This is a genomic window from Actinoplanes oryzae, from assembly GCF_030757795.1.
In the GTDB taxonomy this organism is placed as follows: domain Bacteria; phylum Actinomycetota; class Actinomycetes; order Mycobacteriales; family Micromonosporaceae; genus Actinoplanes.
This window is the reverse complement of record NZ_JAUQWH010000007.1, coordinates 56,348-76,031: the sequence shown is the minus strand read 5'-3', so window position 1 is coordinate 76,031 and position 19,684 is coordinate 56,348. Positions and strand designations below refer to the sequence as shown.

At 71.0% G+C, this 19,684-nt stretch carries 22 protein-coding genes; 10 read left to right on the top strand and 12 right to left on the bottom strand.

All coding sequences use genetic code 11. The features are described 5' to 3' along the window. Window position 1: 1 nt before the first annotated feature. A complete protein-coding gene (locus RBH18_RS04470) occupies window positions 2-877 on the bottom strand; it encodes an alpha/beta fold hydrolase (protein WP_306204614.1) in 876 nt (291 codons plus the stop codon). A gap of 92 nt (window positions 878-969) precedes the next feature. Beyond that, entirely contained in the window at window positions 970-1,542 is a 573-nt protein-coding gene (locus RBH18_RS04465; RefSeq protein WP_306204613.1) for a TetR/AcrR family transcriptional regulator, read from the bottom strand. A 149-nt stretch (window positions 1,543-1,691) separates the two neighbouring features. On the opposite strand from RBH18_RS04465, the gene RBH18_RS04460 reads away from it, so the two are divergent. Further along, window positions 1,692-2,987 carry an MFS transporter gene (locus RBH18_RS04460; protein ID WP_306204612.1) on the top strand — a complete coding sequence of 432 codons (1,296 nt, stop codon included), beginning with the start codon at window positions 1,692-1,694 and terminating at the stop codon, window positions 2,985-2,987. After that, entirely contained in the window at window positions 2,984-5,479 is a 2,496-nt protein-coding gene (locus tag RBH18_RS04455) for a glycoside hydrolase family 2 protein (protein WP_306204611.1), read from the top strand. Before RBH18_RS04460 ends, RBH18_RS04455 begins: the two co-directional genes overlap by 4 nt. A gap of 18 nt (window positions 5,480-5,497) precedes the next feature. On the opposite strand, the gene RBH18_RS04450 is transcribed toward RBH18_RS04455, so the two are convergent. The 3 genes from RBH18_RS04450 to RBH18_RS04440 all read right to left on the bottom strand — a co-directional run bounded on the left by RBH18_RS04450 (window position 5,498) and on the right by RBH18_RS04440 (window position 8,129). After that, the gene (locus tag RBH18_RS04450; protein ID WP_306204609.1) at window positions 5,498-6,610 is read right to left on the bottom strand and encodes an alanine racemase; all 1,113 of its coding nucleotides are present in this window, start codon (window positions 6,608-6,610) and stop codon (window positions 5,498-5,500) included. A gap of 29 nt (window positions 6,611-6,639) precedes the next feature. Continuing rightward, window positions 6,640-7,278, bottom strand: a complete 639-nt coding sequence (locus RBH18_RS04445; protein ID WP_306204607.1) for a helix-turn-helix transcriptional regulator — start codon at window positions 7,276-7,278, stop codon at window positions 6,640-6,642. Window positions 7,279-7,361: 83 nt separating this feature from the next. Next, window positions 7,362-8,129 (bottom strand): IclR family transcriptional regulator, encoded by a 768-nt coding sequence (locus RBH18_RS04440; RefSeq protein WP_306204606.1) that lies wholly within the window; start codon window positions 8,127-8,129, stop codon window positions 7,362-7,364. Between the two features lie 88 nt (window positions 8,130-8,217). Here RBH18_RS04440 and RBH18_RS04435 point away from each other — a divergent pair, with 88 nt between their 5' ends. The 4 genes from RBH18_RS04435 (at window position 8,218) to RBH18_RS04420 (ending at window position 10,612) form a co-directional block, all read left to right on the top strand. Then, complete coding sequence (locus RBH18_RS04435; RefSeq protein ID WP_306204605.1) at window positions 8,218-8,916, top strand: CoA transferase subunit A; 699 nt, start codon at window positions 8,218-8,220, stop codon at window positions 8,914-8,916. Further along, window positions 8,903-9,529 carry a CoA transferase subunit B gene (locus RBH18_RS04430; protein WP_306204604.1) on the top strand — a complete coding sequence of 209 codons (627 nt, stop codon included), beginning with the start codon at window positions 8,903-8,905 and terminating at the stop codon, window positions 9,527-9,529. Before RBH18_RS04435 ends, RBH18_RS04430 begins: the two co-directional genes overlap by 14 nt. 117 nt (window positions 9,530-9,646) lie before the next feature. Then, a complete protein-coding gene (locus tag RBH18_RS04425) occupies window positions 9,647-9,778 on the top strand; it encodes a hypothetical protein (RefSeq protein ID WP_306204603.1) in 132 nt (43 codons plus the stop codon). Between the two features lie 81 nt (window positions 9,779-9,859). Continuing rightward, complete coding sequence (locus RBH18_RS04420; protein WP_306204601.1) at window positions 9,860-10,612, top strand: 3-hydroxybutyrate dehydrogenase; 753 nt, start codon at window positions 9,860-9,862, stop codon at window positions 10,610-10,612. Between the two features lie 15 nt (window positions 10,613-10,627). Here the strand turns inward: RBH18_RS04420 and RBH18_RS04415 are convergent, their stop codons facing one another. Both RBH18_RS04415 and RBH18_RS04410 read right to left on the bottom strand, forming a co-directional pair. Further along, window positions 10,628-11,599, bottom strand: a complete 972-nt coding sequence (locus RBH18_RS04415) for an aldo/keto reductase (protein ID WP_306204599.1) — start codon at window positions 11,597-11,599, stop codon at window positions 10,628-10,630. Between the two features lie 167 nt (window positions 11,600-11,766). Then, a complete protein-coding gene (locus RBH18_RS04410; protein WP_306204598.1) occupies window positions 11,767-12,276 on the bottom strand; it encodes an acyl-CoA thioesterase in 510 nt (169 codons plus the stop codon). A 110-nt stretch (window positions 12,277-12,386) separates the two neighbouring features. Between RBH18_RS04410 and RBH18_RS04405 the strand changes: the two genes are divergently transcribed. Beyond that, window positions 12,387-13,244: a helix-turn-helix transcriptional regulator gene (locus tag RBH18_RS04405; protein WP_306204597.1), complete on the top strand. Its 858-nt coding sequence runs from the start codon at window positions 12,387-12,389 to the stop codon at window positions 13,242-13,244. 34 nt (window positions 13,245-13,278) lie between these two features. Here the strand turns inward: RBH18_RS04405 and RBH18_RS44060 are convergent, their stop codons facing one another. Then, window positions 13,279-13,461: an MmyB family transcriptional regulator gene (locus RBH18_RS44060; protein WP_372338858.1), complete on the bottom strand. Its 183-nt coding sequence runs from the start codon at window positions 13,459-13,461 to the stop codon at window positions 13,279-13,281. Here RBH18_RS44060 and RBH18_RS04400 point away from each other — a divergent pair. After that, window positions 13,390-13,686: a Rossmann-fold NAD(P)-binding domain-containing protein gene (locus RBH18_RS04400; RefSeq protein WP_306204596.1), complete on the top strand. Its 297-nt coding sequence runs from the start codon at window positions 13,390-13,392 to the stop codon at window positions 13,684-13,686. The genes RBH18_RS44060 and RBH18_RS04400 overlap by 72 nt on opposite strands. 45 nt (window positions 13,687-13,731) lie before the next feature. Here the strand turns inward: RBH18_RS04400 and RBH18_RS04395 are convergent, their stop codons facing one another. Then, window positions 13,732-15,330, bottom strand: coding sequence for an AMP-binding protein (locus tag RBH18_RS04395; RefSeq protein WP_306204595.1), 1,599 nt, complete (start codon window positions 15,328-15,330; stop codon window positions 13,732-13,734). A gap of 68 nt (window positions 15,331-15,398) precedes the next feature. Here RBH18_RS04395 and RBH18_RS04390 point away from each other — a divergent pair, with 68 nt between their 5' ends. Together RBH18_RS04390 and RBH18_RS04385 are read left to right on the top strand one after the other, a co-directional pair. Beyond that, on the top strand, window positions 15,399-15,524 hold the full coding sequence (locus tag RBH18_RS04390; RefSeq protein WP_306204593.1) for a hypothetical protein: 126 nt from the start codon (window positions 15,399-15,401) through the stop codon (window positions 15,522-15,524). A gap of 125 nt (window positions 15,525-15,649) precedes the next feature. Next, window positions 15,650-16,909 (top strand): amidohydrolase family protein, encoded by a 1,260-nt coding sequence (locus RBH18_RS04385; RefSeq protein WP_306204592.1) that lies wholly within the window; start codon window positions 15,650-15,652, stop codon window positions 16,907-16,909. 210 nt (window positions 16,910-17,119) lie between these two features. On the opposite strand, the gene RBH18_RS04380 is transcribed toward RBH18_RS04385, so the two are convergent. The 3 genes from RBH18_RS04380 to RBH18_RS04370 all read right to left on the bottom strand — a co-directional run bounded on the left by RBH18_RS04380 (window position 17,120) and on the right by RBH18_RS04370 (window position 19,670). Next, a complete protein-coding gene (locus RBH18_RS04380; protein WP_306204591.1) occupies window positions 17,120-17,437 on the bottom strand; it encodes a hypothetical protein in 318 nt (105 codons plus the stop codon). A 491-nt stretch (window positions 17,438-17,928) separates the two neighbouring features. Further along, window positions 17,929-18,507: a TetR/AcrR family transcriptional regulator gene (locus tag RBH18_RS04375; RefSeq protein ID WP_306204590.1), complete on the bottom strand. Its 579-nt coding sequence runs from the start codon at window positions 18,505-18,507 to the stop codon at window positions 17,929-17,931. Beyond that, window positions 18,504-19,670 (bottom strand): MFS transporter, encoded by a 1,167-nt coding sequence (locus tag RBH18_RS04370; RefSeq protein ID WP_306204588.1) that lies wholly within the window; start codon window positions 19,668-19,670, stop codon window positions 18,504-18,506. Before RBH18_RS04370 ends, RBH18_RS04375 begins: the two co-directional genes overlap by 4 nt. Between the last annotated feature and the right edge of the window lie 14 nt (window positions 19,671-19,684).

Here is a 19,684-nt window from a genome sequence, read left to right as displayed (position 1 = left end):
CTCAGACGCGGGCCGCGTTGGCCGCGATCGCGTCCGCGATCCGGGTCCACGCCGGTTCCGGCAGATCGTGGCCCATGCCCGGGATCACGAGCAGGTCCGCCCCCGGGATCGCCTCGGCGGTGGCCCGGCCGCCGCTGACATTGGTCAGCGGGTCGTGCTCGCCGTGGATGACGACCGTCGGGGCCTGCACGGTGCGCAGGTCCTCGGTGCGGTCGGCCGTGGTGTTGTTCGCGGCGATCTGGCGCAGTGTTCCGGCCGGGTGGTAGGCGCGGTCGTACTTCGCGGCGGCCCGCCGGGTCAGCTCCTCGTCGCTCGTCCGGAGCTCGCCGCCGGGTGAGCCGATGAGGCGGTGCAGGGCGGCCTCGGCGGCGACGGCCGTCGCGCGGTCGGCGCCGGGCAGGGGCAGCATCACGGCCGGGTCGTCGAGGGCGGTCCCGCCGACGGATCGGTTGCTCGTGCTGGAGCTGATCGAGGCCAGGCTGGCGACCAGCTCGGGGTGGCCGATCGCGAGCAGTTGGGCGATGCCGCCGCCCATCGACAATCCGGCCAGATGAACCCGGGTGATGCCCAGGGCCTCGAGCAGGCCGAGGGTGTCGGCCGCCAGATCGGACAGTTCATACCGTACGGTGGAGAGGTCGCCGGCGAGCAGGCCGGGCAGGTCCACCTCGCCGAGATCGTCGAGCCAGGTCGACAGCCCGACGTCCCGGTTGTCGAAGCGGATCACGTGAAAGCCCCGGGCGGCGAGCAGCTCGCAGAAGCCGTCGGGCCAGCCGAGGAGCTGCTCGCCCACCCCCATGATCAGCAGCATCGGCGGGTCGCCGGGGTCGCCGAAGGTCTCGTAGCAGAGCTGGATGCCGTTGGACAGTGCGAAGGGCACGCCGTCTCCTCCCCTGGGAAGTCATGGGTCCTACCTCTGGGGCCGACGAATCGCGGCGGTGGTCCGTTCACCCGGCGATCGGATGCGGCGGCCTACGCCTGCTCGCCGGGGCCCGGCTGAGCGGGCAGGCGCGGCAGCATCACGGTCCCGGAATCCAGCAGCGCCACGACCCGTTCCGCGTACACGGCCAGGGATTCCGGGCTGACCGTGGAGCGGGCCTGGTCGAGAGCCATCTGCGTGATCATCTGGGTGGTGTGCGCGGCCACCTGGATCTCCAGCGCGTCCGGCGACGCGGCGAGGCGGTCGGCGATGGCCTGCTCGAGCAGGGCCTCGTGGCGGGCCCAGACGTCCCACACGCGGGCGCGCACCGCGGGATTGCGGTCGATCTGGAGGCGTACGCGGGCAATGTCTTCGATGTTGTGGTCGAGTGCGGCCAGGTGGTCCGCCAGCGCGTGGCCCAGCGCCACGTCGATGGGCTCGCCGGCCGGTCGGTCGGCGAGGAGGTCGGCCACCGTGCGTGCCTCGAGGAACGGGTGGTCGAGCAGCGTGCTGTCCTTGGTCGGGAAGTAGCGGTAGAGCGTGGACGTGCCGACGTCGGCCGCCGCGGCTATCTGCTCCATGGTCGTGTCGTCGTAGCCCTGGTCCTCGAACAGGCGCAGGGCCACCTCGGCGATCGCTGACCTCGTCCGACGGGCGTTTTGTTCGCGAAGTCCCACTCCCCGAGCATACCGGGATACGGGAGCGACTTTTCTTCTGGTAGTTACTACCAACTTGGGTTACGGTCCCGTTAACGCACAACCCAAGGAAGTGCCACATGACCGTCTCCCCCCGTACCTCTCTCGGTCGTCTCGTCCCCGCCCTGCTCGTCTCGCAGGTCGGGTTTTACGTCGCCCTGCTCACCCCGGTGCAGCTGCTGCTCACCCTTCGTCTCTCCGACCTCGCCGGCGACGACGCCACCAGCGCCTTCGGCATCGTGACCGGAGCCGGCGCGCTCGTCGCCCTCGTCTTCAACCCGATCGCCGGGCGCATCAGCGACCGCACGCTCTGGCGGTTCGGCCGCCGCCGCACCTGGATCCTCACCGGCTCGCTCGCCGGCGCCGCCGCCCTGGTCGCGCTGGGCGCGGCGACCAGCGTCTGGCAGGTCGTCCTGCTCTGGGCCTTCGTGCAGGCCCTCTTCAACTTCCAGTACGCGGCCACCAACGCGCTGGTCGCCGACCAGGTGCCGGCCGAGCGCCGCGGCGGCGTGTCCGGGCTGGTCGGACTGACGATCGCGGTCGGTCCGCTGGCCGGGCTCGCGCTGGCCAACGGTTTCGAGGCCGGGTCCGCCCGGCAGTGGCAGGCGGTGGCCGCGGTGGCCGCGATCGCCGGTGTCCTCGCCGTCGTCCTGCTGCGTGACACCCGGGGCGTGCGCGGCCGCGGCGGCGAGAACTTCCTGCGCACGTTCTGGATCAACCCGCGCCACCACCCCGCGTTCGGCTGGGCCTGGCTGGTTCGCTTCCTCATCACCTGCGCGTACGCGAGCAGCTCGTACAACGCGTTCTATCTGCTGCAGCGCTTCGACGTCGCCGAGGACGAGGTCGGCGGCATGGTGCTGCAGTTGTCGCTCATCTCGGTCGTCCTGCTGGCCGTCACGAGCGTGAGTGCCGGTTACCTGTCCGACGCCGTACGCCGGCAGAAGCCGTTCATCGTGTTCGCCGGTGTCGTCGCCGCCGTCGCCCTGGTGCTGATGGCGTTCGCGCCGTCGCTCGCCTTCGTCTACGTCGCCACCGGCCTGCTCGGCATCGGCACCGGCGCGTTCTTCGCGATCGACCTCGCGATGTGCGTCCGCGTGCTGCCCAGCACCGACGACGCCGGCAAGGACCTGGCCATCATCAACATCGCCAACTCGCTGCCGCAGTCGGTCGTGCCGTTCGTCGCGCCGCTGCTGCTCGCGATCGGCGGCTACACCGCACTGTTCGGCTTCCTGGCCCTGCTCGGGGTGCTCGGCGCCGTGTCGGTGCGGCGCGTGCCCGAGATCGGCCAGGAGCACGACGAGTCCGGCCGCACCGCCCCCATCACCCGCCACGACCTCGTCTCCCGGACGGCGTCCGACGAAAGGACCCTGGCATGACCTTCCTGCACGACTTCGAGCTGGCCGAGGCGCCGACCGGTAGCGATCCGGCCGCGCTGGAGGGCGCCCGGTGGATCCCGGCCGTGGTGCCGGGCGGGGTGCACGAGTCGCTGCTCGCCGCGGGCCGCATCGAGAACCCGTACTACGACCGCAACGAGGACTCCGTCCGCTGGATCGAGGAGCGGGACTGGTGGTTCCGCACCACTTTTCCCCGGCCTGATGCCGGCCCCGGCGCGCGGACCCGGCTCGTCTTCCACGGCCTCGACACCGTGGCCGACGTGTGGCTCAACGGCGAGCACCTCGGGCACCACGAGAACATGTTCCGCCCGTTTGAGGCCGACGTCGCCCTGGCCGACCGCAACGAGCTGCTCGTCCGCTTCCGGCCGCCGCTGGAGGGGCTGACCCCGCCCGAGTCCGCCATCGCCATGGGGGAGCGTCTGGGCCCGATGTTCGGCGACGCGGGCGAGGGGGGCTTGTCCGATGCGCTGCCGCTGGCCACGTTGCGGCGCAAGGCGACCTTCTCGTGGGGCTGGGACTTCGGGCCACGCGTACCGTCGGTGGGCATCTGGCGTCCGGTCGAGTTGCGCGTGCTGGCGGCCGCGTCGATCACCGGGCACCACATCCGTACGGATGCCATCGAAGGCACGTCGGCTTCGGTGTCCGTCACCGTCGAGGCCGACGCGCCGGCCAACGCCCGGGTGACGCTGACGGCACCGAGCGGCGCCGGACACACGATTGATCTGCCCGGCCTGGCGACCGCCACCGTGACCATCGACGACGCCGAGCTGTGGTGGACGCACGACCTGGGCACCCCGGCGCTCTACGACGTGGTGATCGAGCTGATCGGCGCCGGTGGCGAGGTGCTCGACACCCGTACCGACCGCGTCGGCCTGCGGACGATCGCGCTCGACCGCTCGCCCGACCCCGAGGGGGGCCGCCTCTTCCGGTTCCTGCTCAACGGCGTGCCCATCTTCGCCCGCGGTGCCGCCTGGCTGCCGGCCGACATGCTGGTCGGCTCGGTGAGCGAGGCGCGCTACCGCGACCTGATCGGGCTCGCCCGCGACGCCAACATGACCATGCTCCGCATCTGGGGCGGCGGCATCTACGAACAGGACGCGTTCTACGCCCTCACCGACGAGCTCGGCGTGCTCGTCTGGCAGGACTTCATGTTCGCGTGCATCGACTATCCGAGCGACGACCCGGTGCTGCGGCGCGAGGTCACGCTCGAGGCCGAGTACCAGGTCCGCCGGCTGCGCAACCGGGCCAGCATCGCGGTGTGGAGCGGCAACAACGAGGTCCAGCTGATCCACGGCTTCGCCTACCAGGGCTACGAGCCGGGCAACTGGGGCTACGACTTCTTCCACCGGATCCTGCCCGACACCGTGGCGCGCCTCGACGGCACGGTGCCCTACTGGCCGGGCAGCCCGTGGGGGGAGGACGAGTCCGAGGGCTGGATGGCGGTGAACGGCGTCCGCGACGGCGACCGGCACGCGTGGGAGGTGTGGCACGGATTCGACTTCGGTGCCGGCGGCGGCCCGTACGACGACCCGGGTCAGGCTCGTCACCACCGGCGCTACGCCAACGACCTGGGCAAGTTCATCAGCGAGTTCGGCATCCACGCCTCCCCGGCACTGGAGACGCTGCAGCGGTGGATCCCGGCCGGGCAGCTGTCCATCCACAGCGAGTCGTTCGACGCGCACAACAAGGACCACCCGAAGAACAAGGGCGACGCGGTGCTCGAGATCGTCACCGGACTGCCCGCGACCATGCCCCAGTACGTCGACTTCACCATGGCCGCGCAGGCGGAGGGGCTCAAGTTCGGCGTCGAGCACTACCGCCGGCGCCAGCCGCACTGCAGCGGCACGCTGGTGTGGCAGTTCAACGACGTCTGGCCGGGCTTCAGCTGGTCGGTGGTCGACCACGAGGCGGTGCCCAAGTCCAGCTGGTACGCGTTGCGCCGGGCCTTCGCGCCGGTCGTGGCGACCTTCGCCCAGGGCGCGGCCGGGCTGGAGCTGTGGGTCAGCAACAGCATCCCTTCCCCCGTACGGACCACCGCGCTGGTCGACCTGACCGACGCCGCCGGCGTGGTCACCGAGTCGCGTGAGGTGGCCGTCGAGCTGGCGGGCGGCGAGTCCAGGCGCGTCTGGGCACGGTCGGAGTTCCTGCGTACGGGCGAGTGGGCCTGGGTGCGCAGCGGCGACGGCGTGTTCGGGGCCAACCGGCTGTTCGGTGGCGAGGTGCGCGACCTGCGACTGAGCGGCGAGCCCCCCAAGTGGACGGTGTCGCGCACCGGTGACACCACGGCCACGGTCACCGTGCACGCGGCCGCGCTCACCTATCAGGCGCGGGTGTCGGCCGGGGTGCCCGGGGTGCGTTACAGCGACAACTACCTCGACCTGCGCCCGGGCGACGAGGTGGTGGTCGCGCTGGAGGGGCTGCCGGAGGGCTTCGACCCGGCCGCGATCGTCGTGGAGGCGTACGCGGGCCGCTGAAAGGCGCCTGTCGCCTCGTCACCAGCCTCGTACGCGTGGCCAAGTGGCGCGGATGGTCGGCGATCCGGGTTCGATCACGTGATAGCGGTCGTGCTGAGCGGCGGTGGCACAAGCGTGATTCGGCAGGATCCGGACCCGGGCGCCGACCGGGAGGTCCGGCAACGCGGCCGTGCTGCCGGGGCGGATGGACAGGATGCCGTGTTCCTGGCTCGCATCGGTCATCAGCAGGTCCGGGTACAACGTTCCGCCGAGGTCGGTGACCAGCCCGTAGCCCTGGTCCACCCGCTGCCGGGAGGTGCCACGGTCGCGGGAGGTGGACATCCATCCGCCATCGGTGAGGATCCAGCCCTTGTCGTGACGGTGGCCGATCACCGTGACCACCACACTCATCGCGAGGTCCTCGATCCGGCACACACCGATGCCGGCCATCACGAGGTCGAAGAAGACGAAGTTGCCGGCCCGTACCTCGGTCACGCCGGTGAGGTCGGTGGCGAAGTGCGCGGTGGGGGTCGATCCGACGCTGACCACCGGAGCCTCGTGTCCGGCCGCGCGTAGCGTCTCGGCGGCCCGGACCGCGCTGTGCCGCTCGTTGTCCGCCGCGGCCCGGAGTTCGTCGTCGCCGTCGGCGAAGTACGACTCACCGGCGTGGGTCAGCACGCCCCGCAGGTCGGCTCCGGTGTCCTCCAGCGTCCGGGCGATGGTGAGAAGCGCGGGGTCGCCGGGCCGGAGGCCGCCGCGGTGACCGTCGCAGTCGATCTCGATGAGCGCCGGGATGCCGGCGGTCAGGGACGCTGCCTGTTCGGCACTGTCGAGCAGCACGATGAGGTCGACCCCCCGCTCACGCAGGGCTGTCACCCGAGCGACCTTGTGGGGGGCGATGCCGACGGCGTACAGGATGTCCCGGTAGCCGGCGGCGGCGAATGCCTCGGCCTCGGCCAGGGTGGACACCGTGATCGGCCCGGGTGTCCCGTCGTCGAGCAGGGCGGCGACGTCGATGGACTTGGCGGTCTTGACATGCGGACGCAGCGCGGTGCCGAGCCGGTCCAGGCGGGACCGGAGGCGGTGCACGTTGGTCAGCACGGTGTGCCGGTCGACGGCGAGAAAGGGGGTTTCCACGTCGTGGAGGTTCATGGGGGAATCTCTTCCTCGGATCGGACGGGTCAGGCCCGGCGGCTTTCGGCCAGGTCGGCGTAGACCGCGGAGCGGGAGACACCGACGCGATCGGCGACCTGTTGGACGGCGTTACGGACCTGGAACACACCGCGTCGGTCGAGCGTGCGTAGCAGGCTGATGCGTTCACCGCGGGTCAGGCTGCCGACCGGCTTGCCGCTGGCCAGCTCCTCAGCCCGGACCGCGGCCTCGACGATGTCGTCGAAATCGTTGGAGAAGGTGGTCGTCGGCAGGGCGGCCGGGGTGGTCCCGGCCAGGGCGGTCAGCAGATCGCCGGCTTGCCGAAGGACGGTGACGTCGAGATTGACGCACAACGCGCCGAACAGGCGGCCGTCGCCGTCGTGCAAAGGCATCGTCGACGACTTGACGACCCGGCCGTCGGGGGTGCGCGTCACGTAGTTGATGTCATTGCCGGCGGCGTCGCCCCGGGCCAGCATCGCCAGCCCGATCTCGCTCATCGCGCCGCCGGCTTCGCGTCCGGTCACCGCGCCCGCCACGGCGACCACGGATTGCTCGCCCCGGCGGTAGTCGTGCAGCACGACCTCGCACGAGGGACCGAACGTCTCCGCAAGCCCGGCAATGACCGGCCGCAACGCCGACAGGATCGCCTCGGCTTCCCGTTCACTCACCCTGGACACCTTTCGCTGTTCCTTCGCGAGGCATCCTAGACTAACCGTCCAGACGCTGGACGGTTAGTCTAGAGGCCGGGTCGTCAGTCCCGGCGTGGGATCCGCTGCGACAGAGTGTGCGCGGCGTCGAGCAGCAGCGCGCCGAGCTGAGCCGTGCGGGCGCCGTGGAAGCGGGACTCCACCCCGGTCAGGCTCAGCGCCCAGGCCGGGGAGCCGGAGCGGTCGAAGACGACGGCGCCGATGCCCCAGCTGCCGGGGACGAGCAGTCCGGGGTTGACCGCGTAACCCCGGCGGCGGGTGGCGGTCACGCGGCGCATGAGCGAGGCCGTGTCGTGCGAGTCGCCGTACGCCGTCGCGAGATCGCCGCCGCGGCGCCGGGCGTACTCCCGGGCGTCGGCGGCGGGCAGGTAGGCCAGGATCGCCAGGCCCGCGGACGCGACGCCGAGCGGGAACCGGATGCCCTCGTGCAACACGTGTGAGCGCAACGGGAAGCTGCCCTCCGCACCGGCGAGGCAGACGGTCTCGTCGCCCCGGCGCGCCGAGAAGAAGGCGCTCTCCCCGCTCTGCTCGGCGAGCGTCCGCAGGATGTCGCGCGCGATCGAGGTCACGTCGTAGCGCTCCGCGGCCACCGACCCCAGCAGGAACATCTCGGGTCCCAGGTGCCAGCGCCCGCGGACGGCGTCGCGGTCGACGAATCCCTCCTCCGCCAGCGCGGCGAGCACCCGTTGCGTTGTCGAGCGGGGGAGACCGGTCGCGGCGGCGACCTCCGCGGTCGTGACACCCGCGGCGGCGCCCGAGCCGACCCGGCGCAGCACGGCGCCGATCCGGGAGACCAGTTGCGAACCCTGCATGCCCACATTATGAGCACCCGGCGACCATCCGAGTCATTCTGCGGTCGTTCCTAGGGGCTCCGGCCCGGCCGCGGTTAGCGTGCCGGCCATGAGCAAACTCGTGGAGGGCGCCGCGGAGGCCGTCGCTGCGGTAGCGCGGGACGGCATGACGGTGGCGGTCGGCGGGTTCGGACTGTCCGGCAACCCCACCTCTTTGATCACGGCGTTGCGCGACACCGGCGTACGCGACCTCACCGTCGTCAGCAACAACATGGGCGTCGACGGTCAGGGCCTCGGCCTGCTGCTGGAGAACAAGCAGGTGCGCAAGGTGCTCGCCTCCTACGTCGGGGAGAACAAACTCTTCGCGCAGCAGTACCTCGACGGCACCCTCGACGTCGAGTTCGTGCCCCAGGGCACGCTCGCCGAACGATTGCGTGCCGGGGGCGCCGGCATCCCCGCCTTCTACACGCCCACCGGCGCCGGCACGCCGATCGGCGAGGGCAAGCCGGAGCAGACCTTCGACGGGGTCCGCACGATCCTCGAACGCGGCATCGTGACCGACCTGGCGCTGGTCCGCGCGCACCGCGCCGATCTGGAGGGCAATCTGCGGTTCCGGCTGACCGCCCGCAACTTCAACCCCCTCGTGGCCACAGCGGGACGGTGCACGATCGCCGAGGCGGAAGAGCTGGGTGAGCTGCACCCCGACGACGTCCACACCCCGGGCATCTACGTGCAGCACCTCATCCGGACCGAGCACCCCGGCCAGGCGATCGAGAACAGGACGGTGCGGCCCCGTGTGGACGCGTGACGACATGGCCCGCATCGCCACGGCCGAACTGCGCGACGGCCAGTACGTGAACCTCGGCATCGGCATTCCGACGCTGGTCGCCAACCACCTGCCGCCCGGCGTGCACGTGACGCTGCAGAGCGAGAACGGCATCCTGGGCATGGGACCGTTCCCGCTCGACGGCGACGAGGACGCCGACCTGATCAACGCGGGCAAGCAGACCGTCACCCTGCTGCCCGGCGCCGCGATCTTCGACTCGGCCACCTCGTTCGGCATGATCCGCGGCGGGCACGTGCAGACCGCCGTGCTCGGCGCACTGCAGGTCGCGGCGAACGGCGACCTGGCCAACTGGACCATCCCCGGCAAGCTCGTCAAGGGCATGGGCGGCGCCATGGACCTGGTCGCCGGCACCCCGCGCGTCGTCGTGGTCACCGAGCACGTCGCCAAGGACGGCACGCCGAAGATCGTCGACCGGTGCACCCTGCCGCTGACCGGCGCCGGCGTCGTCGACCGGATCATCACCGACCGCGCCGTCTTCGACGTCACCGGCGACGGGCTGTTGCTGCGGCGCCTCGCCCCCGGCCAGGGGATCGAGGAGCTGCGCGAGCTCACCGGCACCGAATTCCACGCGTGAGCGCCGTCATCGCGGGATACGCCCGCACCCCCTTCGCCCGCTACACCGGCGCCCTCGCCACGGTTCCCGCCACTGAGCTGGGGGCCCACGCCGTCCGGGCGGCGCTGGCCCGCGCGGGTGTCGCCGCCGAGGCCCGCGATCAGTGCGGCGCTGCACCGCCTCGGCGTCGCGCCGTCCGCCCTCGGCCGGGTCGAGATCAACGAAGCGTTCGCGTCCGTGGCCCTCGCGCTCCTCGAGGCCGTGCGATGACGGCCGGCGGTCTTGTCCATACCGTGCCCGCTTGTATAGTGGGCGTTCCATACACGCACGTCGGAGCAGGTGAGACTTCTCATGAACGACGATGAGCTGACCGGACTGCGGGCCCTCGTGACCGGCGCCGCCGGTGGCATCGGCGCGGCGGTCGCGGGGCGGCTGGCGTCGCTCGGGGCGCACGTCATCGTGTGTGACGTCGATGCGGCCGGCGCCACCGAGGTGGCCGGCCGCATCGGGGGCGAGGCACTGCCGCTCGACCTGAGCCGGACCGCCGAGCTGGCCGGCCTCGCGATCGAGGCCGACATCCTGGTCAACAACGCCGGCGTGCAGCACGTCTCGCCGGTCGAGGAGTTCGACCCCGAGCGGTTCTCGTTCATGCTCCGGCTGATGCTCGAGGCGCCGTTCCTGCTCAGCCGCGCGGTCCTGCCCGCCATGTACGCCAAGGGCTGGGGCCGGATCGTGCACATCTCCAGCGTGCACGGCATCCGGGCGAGCGCCTACAAGTCCGCGTACGTCAGCGCCAAGCACGGCCTCGAGGGACTGTCCAAGGTGCTCGCGGTGGAGGGGGCGGGCCGGGGTGTGACCAGCAACTGCGTCTGCCCGGGATACGTGCGTACGCCGCTGGTCGAGAAGCAGATCGAGGACCAGTCCCGGGTGCACGGGCTCCCGCCCGGCCAGGTGGTCTCCGACGTGCTGCTGACCCGGCCGGCGATCAAGCGGCTGATCGACCCGGAGGAGGTCGCGGGTGCCGTCGCGTACCTCTGCTCGCCGCAGGCCTCCTATGTCACCGGCACCAGGCTGGTGCTCGACGGCGGCTGGAGCGCCACCTGAGCACCGCCGCTCCGGTCAGCGTTCGATCGCCCGCATCTGGGCGTCGGTGTGGTGGCCGCCCGCGGCCGGGGCCATCGCGTCCAACGCCTCGAGCTGCTGCGGCGTGAGGGTGATGCCGTCGGCGGCCGTGTTCTCCTCGACCCGGGCCGCGCGCTTGGTGCCGGGGATCGGCACGATGTCGTCACCCTTGCTCAGCAGCCAGGCGAGGGCGACCTGGGCCGGCGTGGCTCCGCTCTGCCCGGCGATCGCCTGCACCTGATCGGCGAGGCGCAGATTGCGCTGGAAATTCTCGCCGGTGAACCGGGGATGCCCCTTGCGGAAGTCGCCGTCGTCGAGCCGCTCCACGTCGGCCGGGGTGCGCAGGGCACCGGTCAGGAAGCCGCGCCCGAGCGGGGAGTAGGCGACCAGGCCGATCCCGAGCTCGCGCAGCAAGGGAAGGATCTCCTCCTGGTCGCGGGTCCACAGCGAGTACTCCGACTGCAGCGCGGTGACCGGGTGCACGGCGTGGGCGCGGCGGATCGTGCCGGTCCAGGCCTCGGACAGGCCGATGTGCCTGATCTTGCCCTGGCGCACGAGGTCGGCCAGGGCACCCATGGTGTCCTCGATCGGCGTCGTGCGGTCGACCCGATGCTGGTAGTACAGGTCGATCCGGTCGGTGCCGAGCCGCTTGAGCGAGCCCTCGACGGCGATGCGGATGCTGTCCGGCTGTCCGGCGCCGCCACCGGTGTGCGGGATGAGCCCGAACTTGGTGGCCAGCACCACCTCGTCGCGGCGGCCGCGCAGCGCCTTGCCGACCAGCTCCTCGTTGACGTACGGGCCGTAGACCTCGGCCGTGTCGATGAGGGTGACGCCCAGGTCGAGCGCCCGGTGAATGGTGCGGATCGACTCGGCGTCGTCGCTGCGGGCGCCGGTGTAGCCGTGGGACATGCCCATGGCGCCGAGGCCGATGCGGGCGACTTCCAACCCGCCCAGGTTCGCTGTACGCATGCTCACCATGCTGGCACGCCGGGCGTCCGCCAGAGGGGCCCTGGTATTGCCCCCCTCCCCAGGGCACGACGGTAATCGCCCTCGGGCGAACCGAGGAAACACCCCCTAGTCCTGCTCCCGGGCTGCGCTGCCGCACCTGCGCGCGACGGCTGGCAGCATTGTGAACGTCACGGCGAGTCGCTCTGACGCATGAGTTTCGTCATGCCCTCCCGATCCGCTTCGGTCCATGGGGAAGGCAACCGGGTCACCGGATCGAGGTGTACGAGTGTGCGCCGAGCCTCGGCATGCACGATCTGCCCGTCGTTCGACCAGAACCGGTGACTCCACTGCGCGCTCGTCCGGCCCACCAAGTCCACCCAGGTCTGGATCCGCGCCGTCCCCAGGCCGGCGAACGGCGCGTGATAAGTGATGGTCACCTCGCGGATCACGGCCATGTAGGCCGGATCCAAAGGGCTGAAGCCGGGGACGAGTCGTTCCAGCATGCGATTGAAAGCCCGGTCGAACAAAATCAGAAAACGGGGAGCATAGACCATTCCGTACGGATCGAGGTCGTCGAAGTTGACCGAGACATGCTCGATTTCGCCGTACGTATCGGAGGGCGGCGCGGGTGGGACTCGCTCGAGTGATGTCACCCTTGGTTCGACGTTCGCGATCCGCCCGGCGTTCAGGCGCTCCACCGCCGGATCGACGCGGCCCGGCCGACGACCATGGTGTCGGTGTCGACGACGACGTGGGTGGGTGCACGGCACCCCCGAAGTGAGGCCTTTCCGCCGGTAGCGTGGCCTGGGTGGAGAACGAGCACAAACTCGGCGACTTCCTGCGGGCGCGCCGGGCAGCGACCACCCCGGCCGACGTCGGGCTGCCCGAGTCGGGCGCCCGCCGGGTGACCGGGCTGCGGCGCGACGAGGTGGCGTTGCTGGCAGGCATGAGCGTCGACTATTACAAGCGGATGGAACAGGGGCGGGAGCGCAATCCCTCGGAACAAGTGCTGCGGGCCCTCGCCGCCGCGTTGCGGCTCGACGACGTCGCGACCGCTCACCTCTATCGTCTTGGCCTGCCCGTCTTCGAGGGCGCTACGGCCCTGACCGAGGTCGCACCGGAGTTGCGCCGGCTGATGGACGGCATGCGGGACATGCCGGCCTTCATCGTCGGCGTGGCGCAGGACATCCTGGCCGCCAACGCGCTGGCCCGGGAGCTCTACAGCGGGTTCGCCCGATACGACAACCTGCTGTGCATGATCTTCCTTGATCCGTTCGCCCGAGAGTTCTACGCCGACTGGGACCGGGCGGCGCGGATCGCGGTGGGCAATCTGCGGGCCTCGTCGTCGCAGTTCCCCGGCGACGAGCGGATCGAGCAGGTCGTCGGCCGGCTGAGCGTGCGCAGTCCCGTGTTCGCCGATCTATGGGCGCGGTACGAGATTCGCCCGCGAACCCGCGAGTACGAGAAACGCTTTCACCATTCCCATGTCGGAACGCTGAGCCTGCACTTCGAAGCCCTGGCCGTCACCAGCGCCCCCGGCCAGCACCTGTCGGTCTATACCGCCGAACCGGGCAGCTCGGCCGAGGACGCCTTGATCCTGCTGCGGCGACTGGCCGCCGACAAAGCCGACGTGCTCCGGGCCGAACAAAGATCATCGTCAGATTGAGTGGTCACACTTCCTCGACCGACGTCCCCGGACATCACATCGAGACCCGGCCCGGCCAGCAGTCGCAGGGCGGCCTCGGACGAGCTGCCGGGTTCGGTGCCGTCGATGACAGGATCTGATCGGGGTCGTCGGCGGGGCTGAGGGCTTGGTAGGTGACCGTGAGGTCGCCGACCAGCGGGTGGTGGTACTCCTTGCTGCCGACGGTACGCCGGCTCACGCCACGCTGGACTGGGCCGGCACGGCCAACCACGCCCAGCTCGGTGACCCCGTCAAGGGAGCCGCCCTGATCTACGAGGTGGCCGGCCAGGACAAGCTGCCCGGCCACCTGGCCCTTGGCCCCGACGCGATCGAACGTCAGCTGGTCAAGATCCGCAGCATCGAGGATGACCTCGCGGCCTGGCGGGACAAGTCCGCCGCCACGGCCCACGACGACGCTGCCTGACGTTCGCGGCCCGGCCGACGGTGGCAGCACCGTCGGCCGGCGTCCTCAGGTGAGGGACCGTTCCGAAACGAGCTGGTCGCGGAGCGCGAACTTCTGGACCTTACCGGAGCCGGTGAGCGGAAACTCGCCGACGAAGCGCCACGTGCGGGGCGTCTTGTACGGGGCGAGGTTCCGGCGTACGAAATCGGCAAGCTCTTGCTCGTCGGCCGTGGCCGAGGGGGCGAGGATCACGAACGCGGCTACCTGCTCGCCCCAGGCCGGATCGGGTACACCGACGATCGCCACGTCGGCCACGTCGGGATGGCCCTGCAGCACGTGCTCGATCTCGCCCGGATAGATGTTCTCGCCGCCCCGAATGATCATTTCGGTGAGGCGGCCCTCGATGCGCAAGTAGCCTTTGTCGTCCATGGCGGCCAGATCGCCAGTGTGCAACCAGCCGTCGGCGTCGATGGCCTTCGCGGTCTGGTCCGGCTCGTCGAAGTAGCCGGTCATGACGTGGTAGCCCCGGGTGCAGAGCTCACCCACGACCCCGGCGGGTGTGGGCGTGCGCCCCTCCTTGGGGTCGACGATCTTCACTTCGATGCCGGGTAGCGGGCGGCCGACCGTGTTCCGCCGATTCTCGGCGCTGTCGTCGGTCGTGGTCATCGTGATGCCGGGCGAGGCCTCGGTCTGCGCGTAGATGTTCAGCAACGGCGCGCCGATCGTCGCCTCGACACGGTCGACGAGCTGCGGTGACACGGTCGCGCCGCCGCTGAGGCCGACCCGCACCGAGGACAGGTCGGTCGCGGCCAGGCTCGGATGGTCGAGCATGGCGTGCAACATGGTGGGCACGCCGCCGAACAGGAAGCTGCGCTCGGCCTCGATAAGCCGTAGTTGCAGGCCCGGATCGAATCGGGGCAGGAGCACCTGGGTGCCCAGGCCGCCGATCATGGACAGGGTCACCAGCACACAGCCCGCCGTGTGGAACAACGGCATCCCGCTCACGCAGACGTCACCGGGCTGGACGTCGAGCAGCCGCCGGTACGACAGCTGCGCGTTGTTGACGATCCCGTTGTGATGCAGAACAGCGCCTTTGGGCCGGCCGGTGGTGCCGGAGGTGAACTGGATCTGCGCAGGATCGCCGGGCGCCACAACGGGCAGTGGCTGTGTGCCGGAACCCGACCGCAGGAACGCCTGCCAGTCCGTGAAGAGCACCGTTTCTCGCAACTCGGGCAGGTCGGCGCGGAGGGAGGCCAGCGACTCGGCCATCGGGTTGCCGCGATACTCCGGGAGCAGGAACACCCCGGCCGCACGCGACTGCTCGAGCACGTGGCGCACTTCGCCGGGCCGCAGGGCCGGGTTGACCGTCACCAGGGTGATCCCGGCCAGGGCGGCGGCCATCTCCAGGACGATCCATTCGGGGATGTTGTTGGCCCAGACGGCCACCCGTTCACCCGGGGCGAACCGGCCGAGCAGCGCGCGGGCGCCGCGTTCGGCGTCGGCGAGCAGTTCGGCGTAGGTCCACGCGCGGGCGTCATCCTCTCCGGTGCCTTCGACCAGGGCCCGGATGTCGGGTGCCTGCTCGGCGGCCCATCGCAGGAGCGAGCCCACGGTCTGTTCCCGGCCGAGCTCGGATCGGTCGGCGGCGTGGTACGAAACAGCCATGCCCAGTTTCGACGTTCCGGCCGTCGCCGGCGTTCACGTGCACGTGGCCACAGTTCACGATCGCCGGCGTGACCATCTCGAGGCGCAAGCTGGTGCGGATCGCGCTGCCGGCCGCCAACCGCGACGGCAGCCGGTTCCCGGACCCCGGCCGCTTCGACATCACCCGCGACACCGCGGTCTCCACTTCCCGATGAGCCGGCCCATCGCGTACGCCCGCTGAACGACGACCCGCCGGACCGCGTCGTACCCGGTCATGACCCGTACTCCGGAGCGACTTCACGCGCCGATCATTCTTCCCTGTGACAGCGCCTGTTCGGTCGTGCGCGACGGTGTCCTGGACATCGGCGCCGACGGCCGGATTCTGTACGTCGGCCCGGCCGAGGACGCCCCGGAATGGGCCGGGGCCCTCCGGCCGGTCGACGGCATCCTCATGCCGGGACTGATCAACGCCCACGCCCACAGCCCCATGACGGCGCTCCGGGGTCGCGGCGGGAACTTGGCGCTGGGTGACTGGCTGCGGCAGGCGATGTGGCCGGCCGAGGCGCTGATGACGCCGGCCGACATCCGGGCCGGCATGCTGCTCGGGTCGATCGAGATGCTGCGCGGCGGCATCACCACCACCTCCGAGATGTACTTCCATGTCGAGCAGCAGGCCGAGGCGATTCTCCAGACCGGCGGCCGGGGCATCCTGGCCGAGGCCGTCCTCGACCTGCCCGGCGGCGAGGACTGGCGCAAGGTCGTCGAGCGCATCACCACCCGCATCGACAGCGAGGGTCTGCGCAGTGGGCCCGACGAGCGCATCGAGTACGCGTACGGGCCGCATTCCGCCTACGTGCTTCCGCCGGAAGCGCTGCGGCTCGTCGGCGAACTCGCCCGTGCCCGGGGAGCGCTCGTGCACATCCACGTCGCGGAGTCCGTCGAGGAGGACGTCGAACTGCTGGAGCGGTTCGGATCCGTACCGAGTTTGCTGAAGGAAACGGGTTTGCTGGAGGCACGGCTGACGGCCGCGCACGCGGTCCACGTCTCGCCCGCGGACATCAAGCTGCTGGCCGAGGCGGGGACGGGTGTCGCTCACTGCCCGACGTCGAACGCGAAGCTGGCATCCGGCATCATGCCACTGCCGGCCCTGATGCAAGCGGGCGTGCCGGTCGGGCTCGGTACCGACGGCCCGGCCAGCAACGACCGGCTCGACCTGCTGGACGAGGCGCGGACGGCGGCACTTATCGCGCGGGTCACCCGGCAGGACGTCGGCGTGATGACGGCCGCGGACGCTCTTCTGCTGGCCACCCGGTACGGCGCCGAGGCCCTGGGCCGTGACGACATCGGCGTCCTGGAGACCGGTCGCTGGGCCGACGTCGTGACCGTCAGTGTCGATACTCCGGCCTTCGCCACCGGGCTGGACATGCCGGACGACGAGTTGATCGGCAATCTGGTGTGGGCGGCCGGCTCCCGCGGCGTCGTGGACGTCCGAGTGGCGGGGGAGTTGGTCGTCGCCGAGGGGGAGACGGTCCGTTCGGATCGTCACCGTGCTCAGGCGGAGGTCCGGGCTAGCGCGGTACGCCTGCGCTCGCGCCGCTGAGCAGGGCGGGCACTGCAGATAGGTGATACGCGGGGAAGCCGGTGAGCGAGGTGGCCCCTCGGCGCGACGACATCGTCACGGGCATCGCCGCCTCCCCGGCCCTGGCGACCTGGCTGGCCGGCGACTACACGACGCTGACGCCCGGGGAACGCGCCGACTTCAACGACCAGCAGCGCGAGGGCGAGGAGAAGCCCACCGGCGAGGACATCCTCACCGACGGCATCCTTGCGCACACCGCCGAACGAACGAGTGAGCACGATCGCTGTCATCGGCGCCGGCCCGCAACCGGGGCACGCGATCGGTCGGCGCTTCGCGGCCGAGGGGTTCGACGTGACGTTGATCGCCCGGACCCGTCCGGCGCTCGAGGAAGTCGCCGGCAGGCTGTTCGGTCTCGGTACCCGGGTCGAGGACTTCCCAGCCGACGTCACCGACCGCCCCGCCCTGATAGTGGCGCTGACCGCCGCCGAGCAGCGGCTTGGGCCCGATCGACGTGCTCGAGTACTCGCCGGCGCCGACCCCGGCCGACATGCGCCGAGCCGGACACCGTATGCGAAGCGGGACTCGAAGGGCTCCTCGGTCAAGGTCGGGCGGACGCGGGCCAGGGCGGGACGGCTGGACTGCCGACCGCAGCCAGCGGTGGCTGTGCGAACCGGCCGGCACCGCAGTGCTGCGTTGAGACGTGTGGCTCACGGCTCGGATCCCCGTCCCTCGACCCGCGAGTCGCCGCGGTCGAAGCGCACGCGAAGATTCCGTTCCGAATCCTCTTCCCACGGCGAGGGCCGCTGCCCGCCGCGCAACGACGCGGCGATCCCCCGCCGTCGCTCATGTACTCCCCGTTCTGGACGAAACCGTATCGTACGCAGCGGGCCGGGGCTCGCAATCACTCCCGTACGCGCGAGATTCGCCAGGAACGCAGCACCGCTGTGGAGGACGACCTCCCGCGGCACGTTAGGGAGCAGCTCGGTGAAGGCCGCATGATCCCTCGTCGGTCAAGAAGGCGATCACGGTCTTCCGTACGCTCAAGCGCCGCGCCGACTGGGCTGGAGCGCCCCGTCGACAAGCGTCGACGCGATGGCGCGGGCGGTGTCGGAGGCGCGCTGCCGGTCGAAGCGACCGGCGTTGGCCGCGCCGTCGTAGAGCAGGGACAGCTGCCGGGCCAGCTCCTCCGGGGCGGCCACGCCGGCCTGGCCGGCGATGTCGGTCAGCAGCGTGATCAGGCGCCTCCGGAAGTCGTCGCTGGCGATCCGGGCCACCCCGTCGGGCGTCGACTCGGCCGAGGCGCGGGCGAACGCGCACCCGTTGTAGGACGGCGCGGCGATCCAGGCCGCCTGGACGTCGAGGACGGCCAGCAGCCGGTCGCGGGCGTCGGCGCGGGCGGCCACGGCCTCTTCGATGCGGGCCAGCATCCGGTCCGCGCGACGCTCGAGGTACGCCTTGACGAGCTCGTCCTTGCCGCTGAAGCTGTTGTAGAGCGAGGCCCGGGCCACTCCGGCGTGCTCGATGACCCGGTCGATGCCGACCGTTTTGACGCCCTCGGCATAGAACAGCTCGTCCGCCGCGTCGAGCAGCTTCTCCCGGGCCGGCGACCGCCTTGTCATCGGACCGACTCTACCCGTCGTGCCGTGCGCAGCGTGCCGGCCAGCGTCGCCACGGCGAGCAGGATCACGAAGACCGAGTAGCCGCGGGCGGTGCCGTCCAGGCCACTGTGCACCACGAAGACCCCGGCTGTCACCGACGGCAAGCCGATGCCGAGGTAGGTGATGACGTAGAGGACCGACAGCACGCCGGAGCGCTCCTCGGGCGCGGCCTGCGGCACGACCGTACGCATGGCGCCCTGGATCCCGGCTCCGAAGCCGGCACCGGCGACGACCGTGGCCACGAGGAAGCCGGTGGTCGACCCGAGCGTGGTCGCGACCAGGGTGCCCAGCGAGCCGGCGATCACGAGCGGGATGCCCCACCGCAGCACGAGCCGGGCCGGCACGCGATCCACCGCCACCGTGGTCATGGCACCGACGAACGTCAGCAGGAAGAGTGGCACTCCGGCCAGGGCCGCGGCCGGGGACCCGGACAGCTCCCGGACCAGTGCCGGCGCCAGCGATCCGCCGAATCCGGCCAGTGCCCAGACCGCGAACAGGATCGGCGCGACGGTGAGGACCGGTCCGGCCAGGCTCCTCGGCACGGAGAATTCCGGTACGAGGGCCCGGACCGCCCCCGGCCGGCGGGTGACCGTCTCGGGCATGCGGAGCACCCCGGCCGCCTGGATCGCGAACACCGCCAGCAGCAGCAGATAGATCAGGTGGGTGGGGGCCGGCAGGTATTGCACGATCAGCCCGGACAGCAGCGCGCCGAGCGCCGTGCCCAGGCCGGGCGCGATCGCGTTGGTCAGGACGCCGCGCCGCCGGTCCACGTCCAGCATCGCCGCCCCGATCGCGCCGACCGACCCGCCGGTGGCCACGCCCTGCAGGATGCGACCGGCGATCAGTGCTCCCAGGCCACCGGCGGTGGCGAACACGATCATGGCGACGGCCTGCAGCCCGAGGCTGGCCAGAATGATCGGACGGCGGCCGAGATGGTCGGACAGCCGGCCGAGAACGAGCAGCGCGGCCAGGACGGCCAGCGCGTAGATCGCGAAGATCACGGTGGTCGTGACGGGTGTGAAGTGCCAGCGTTCGGCGTAGACGGTGTAGAGCGGCGTGGGCGCGCTGGAAGCGGCCAGGAACGACACGACGATCGAGGTCAGCAGCACGAGGGTGCGAGGCACGGGAGCCTCCCTTC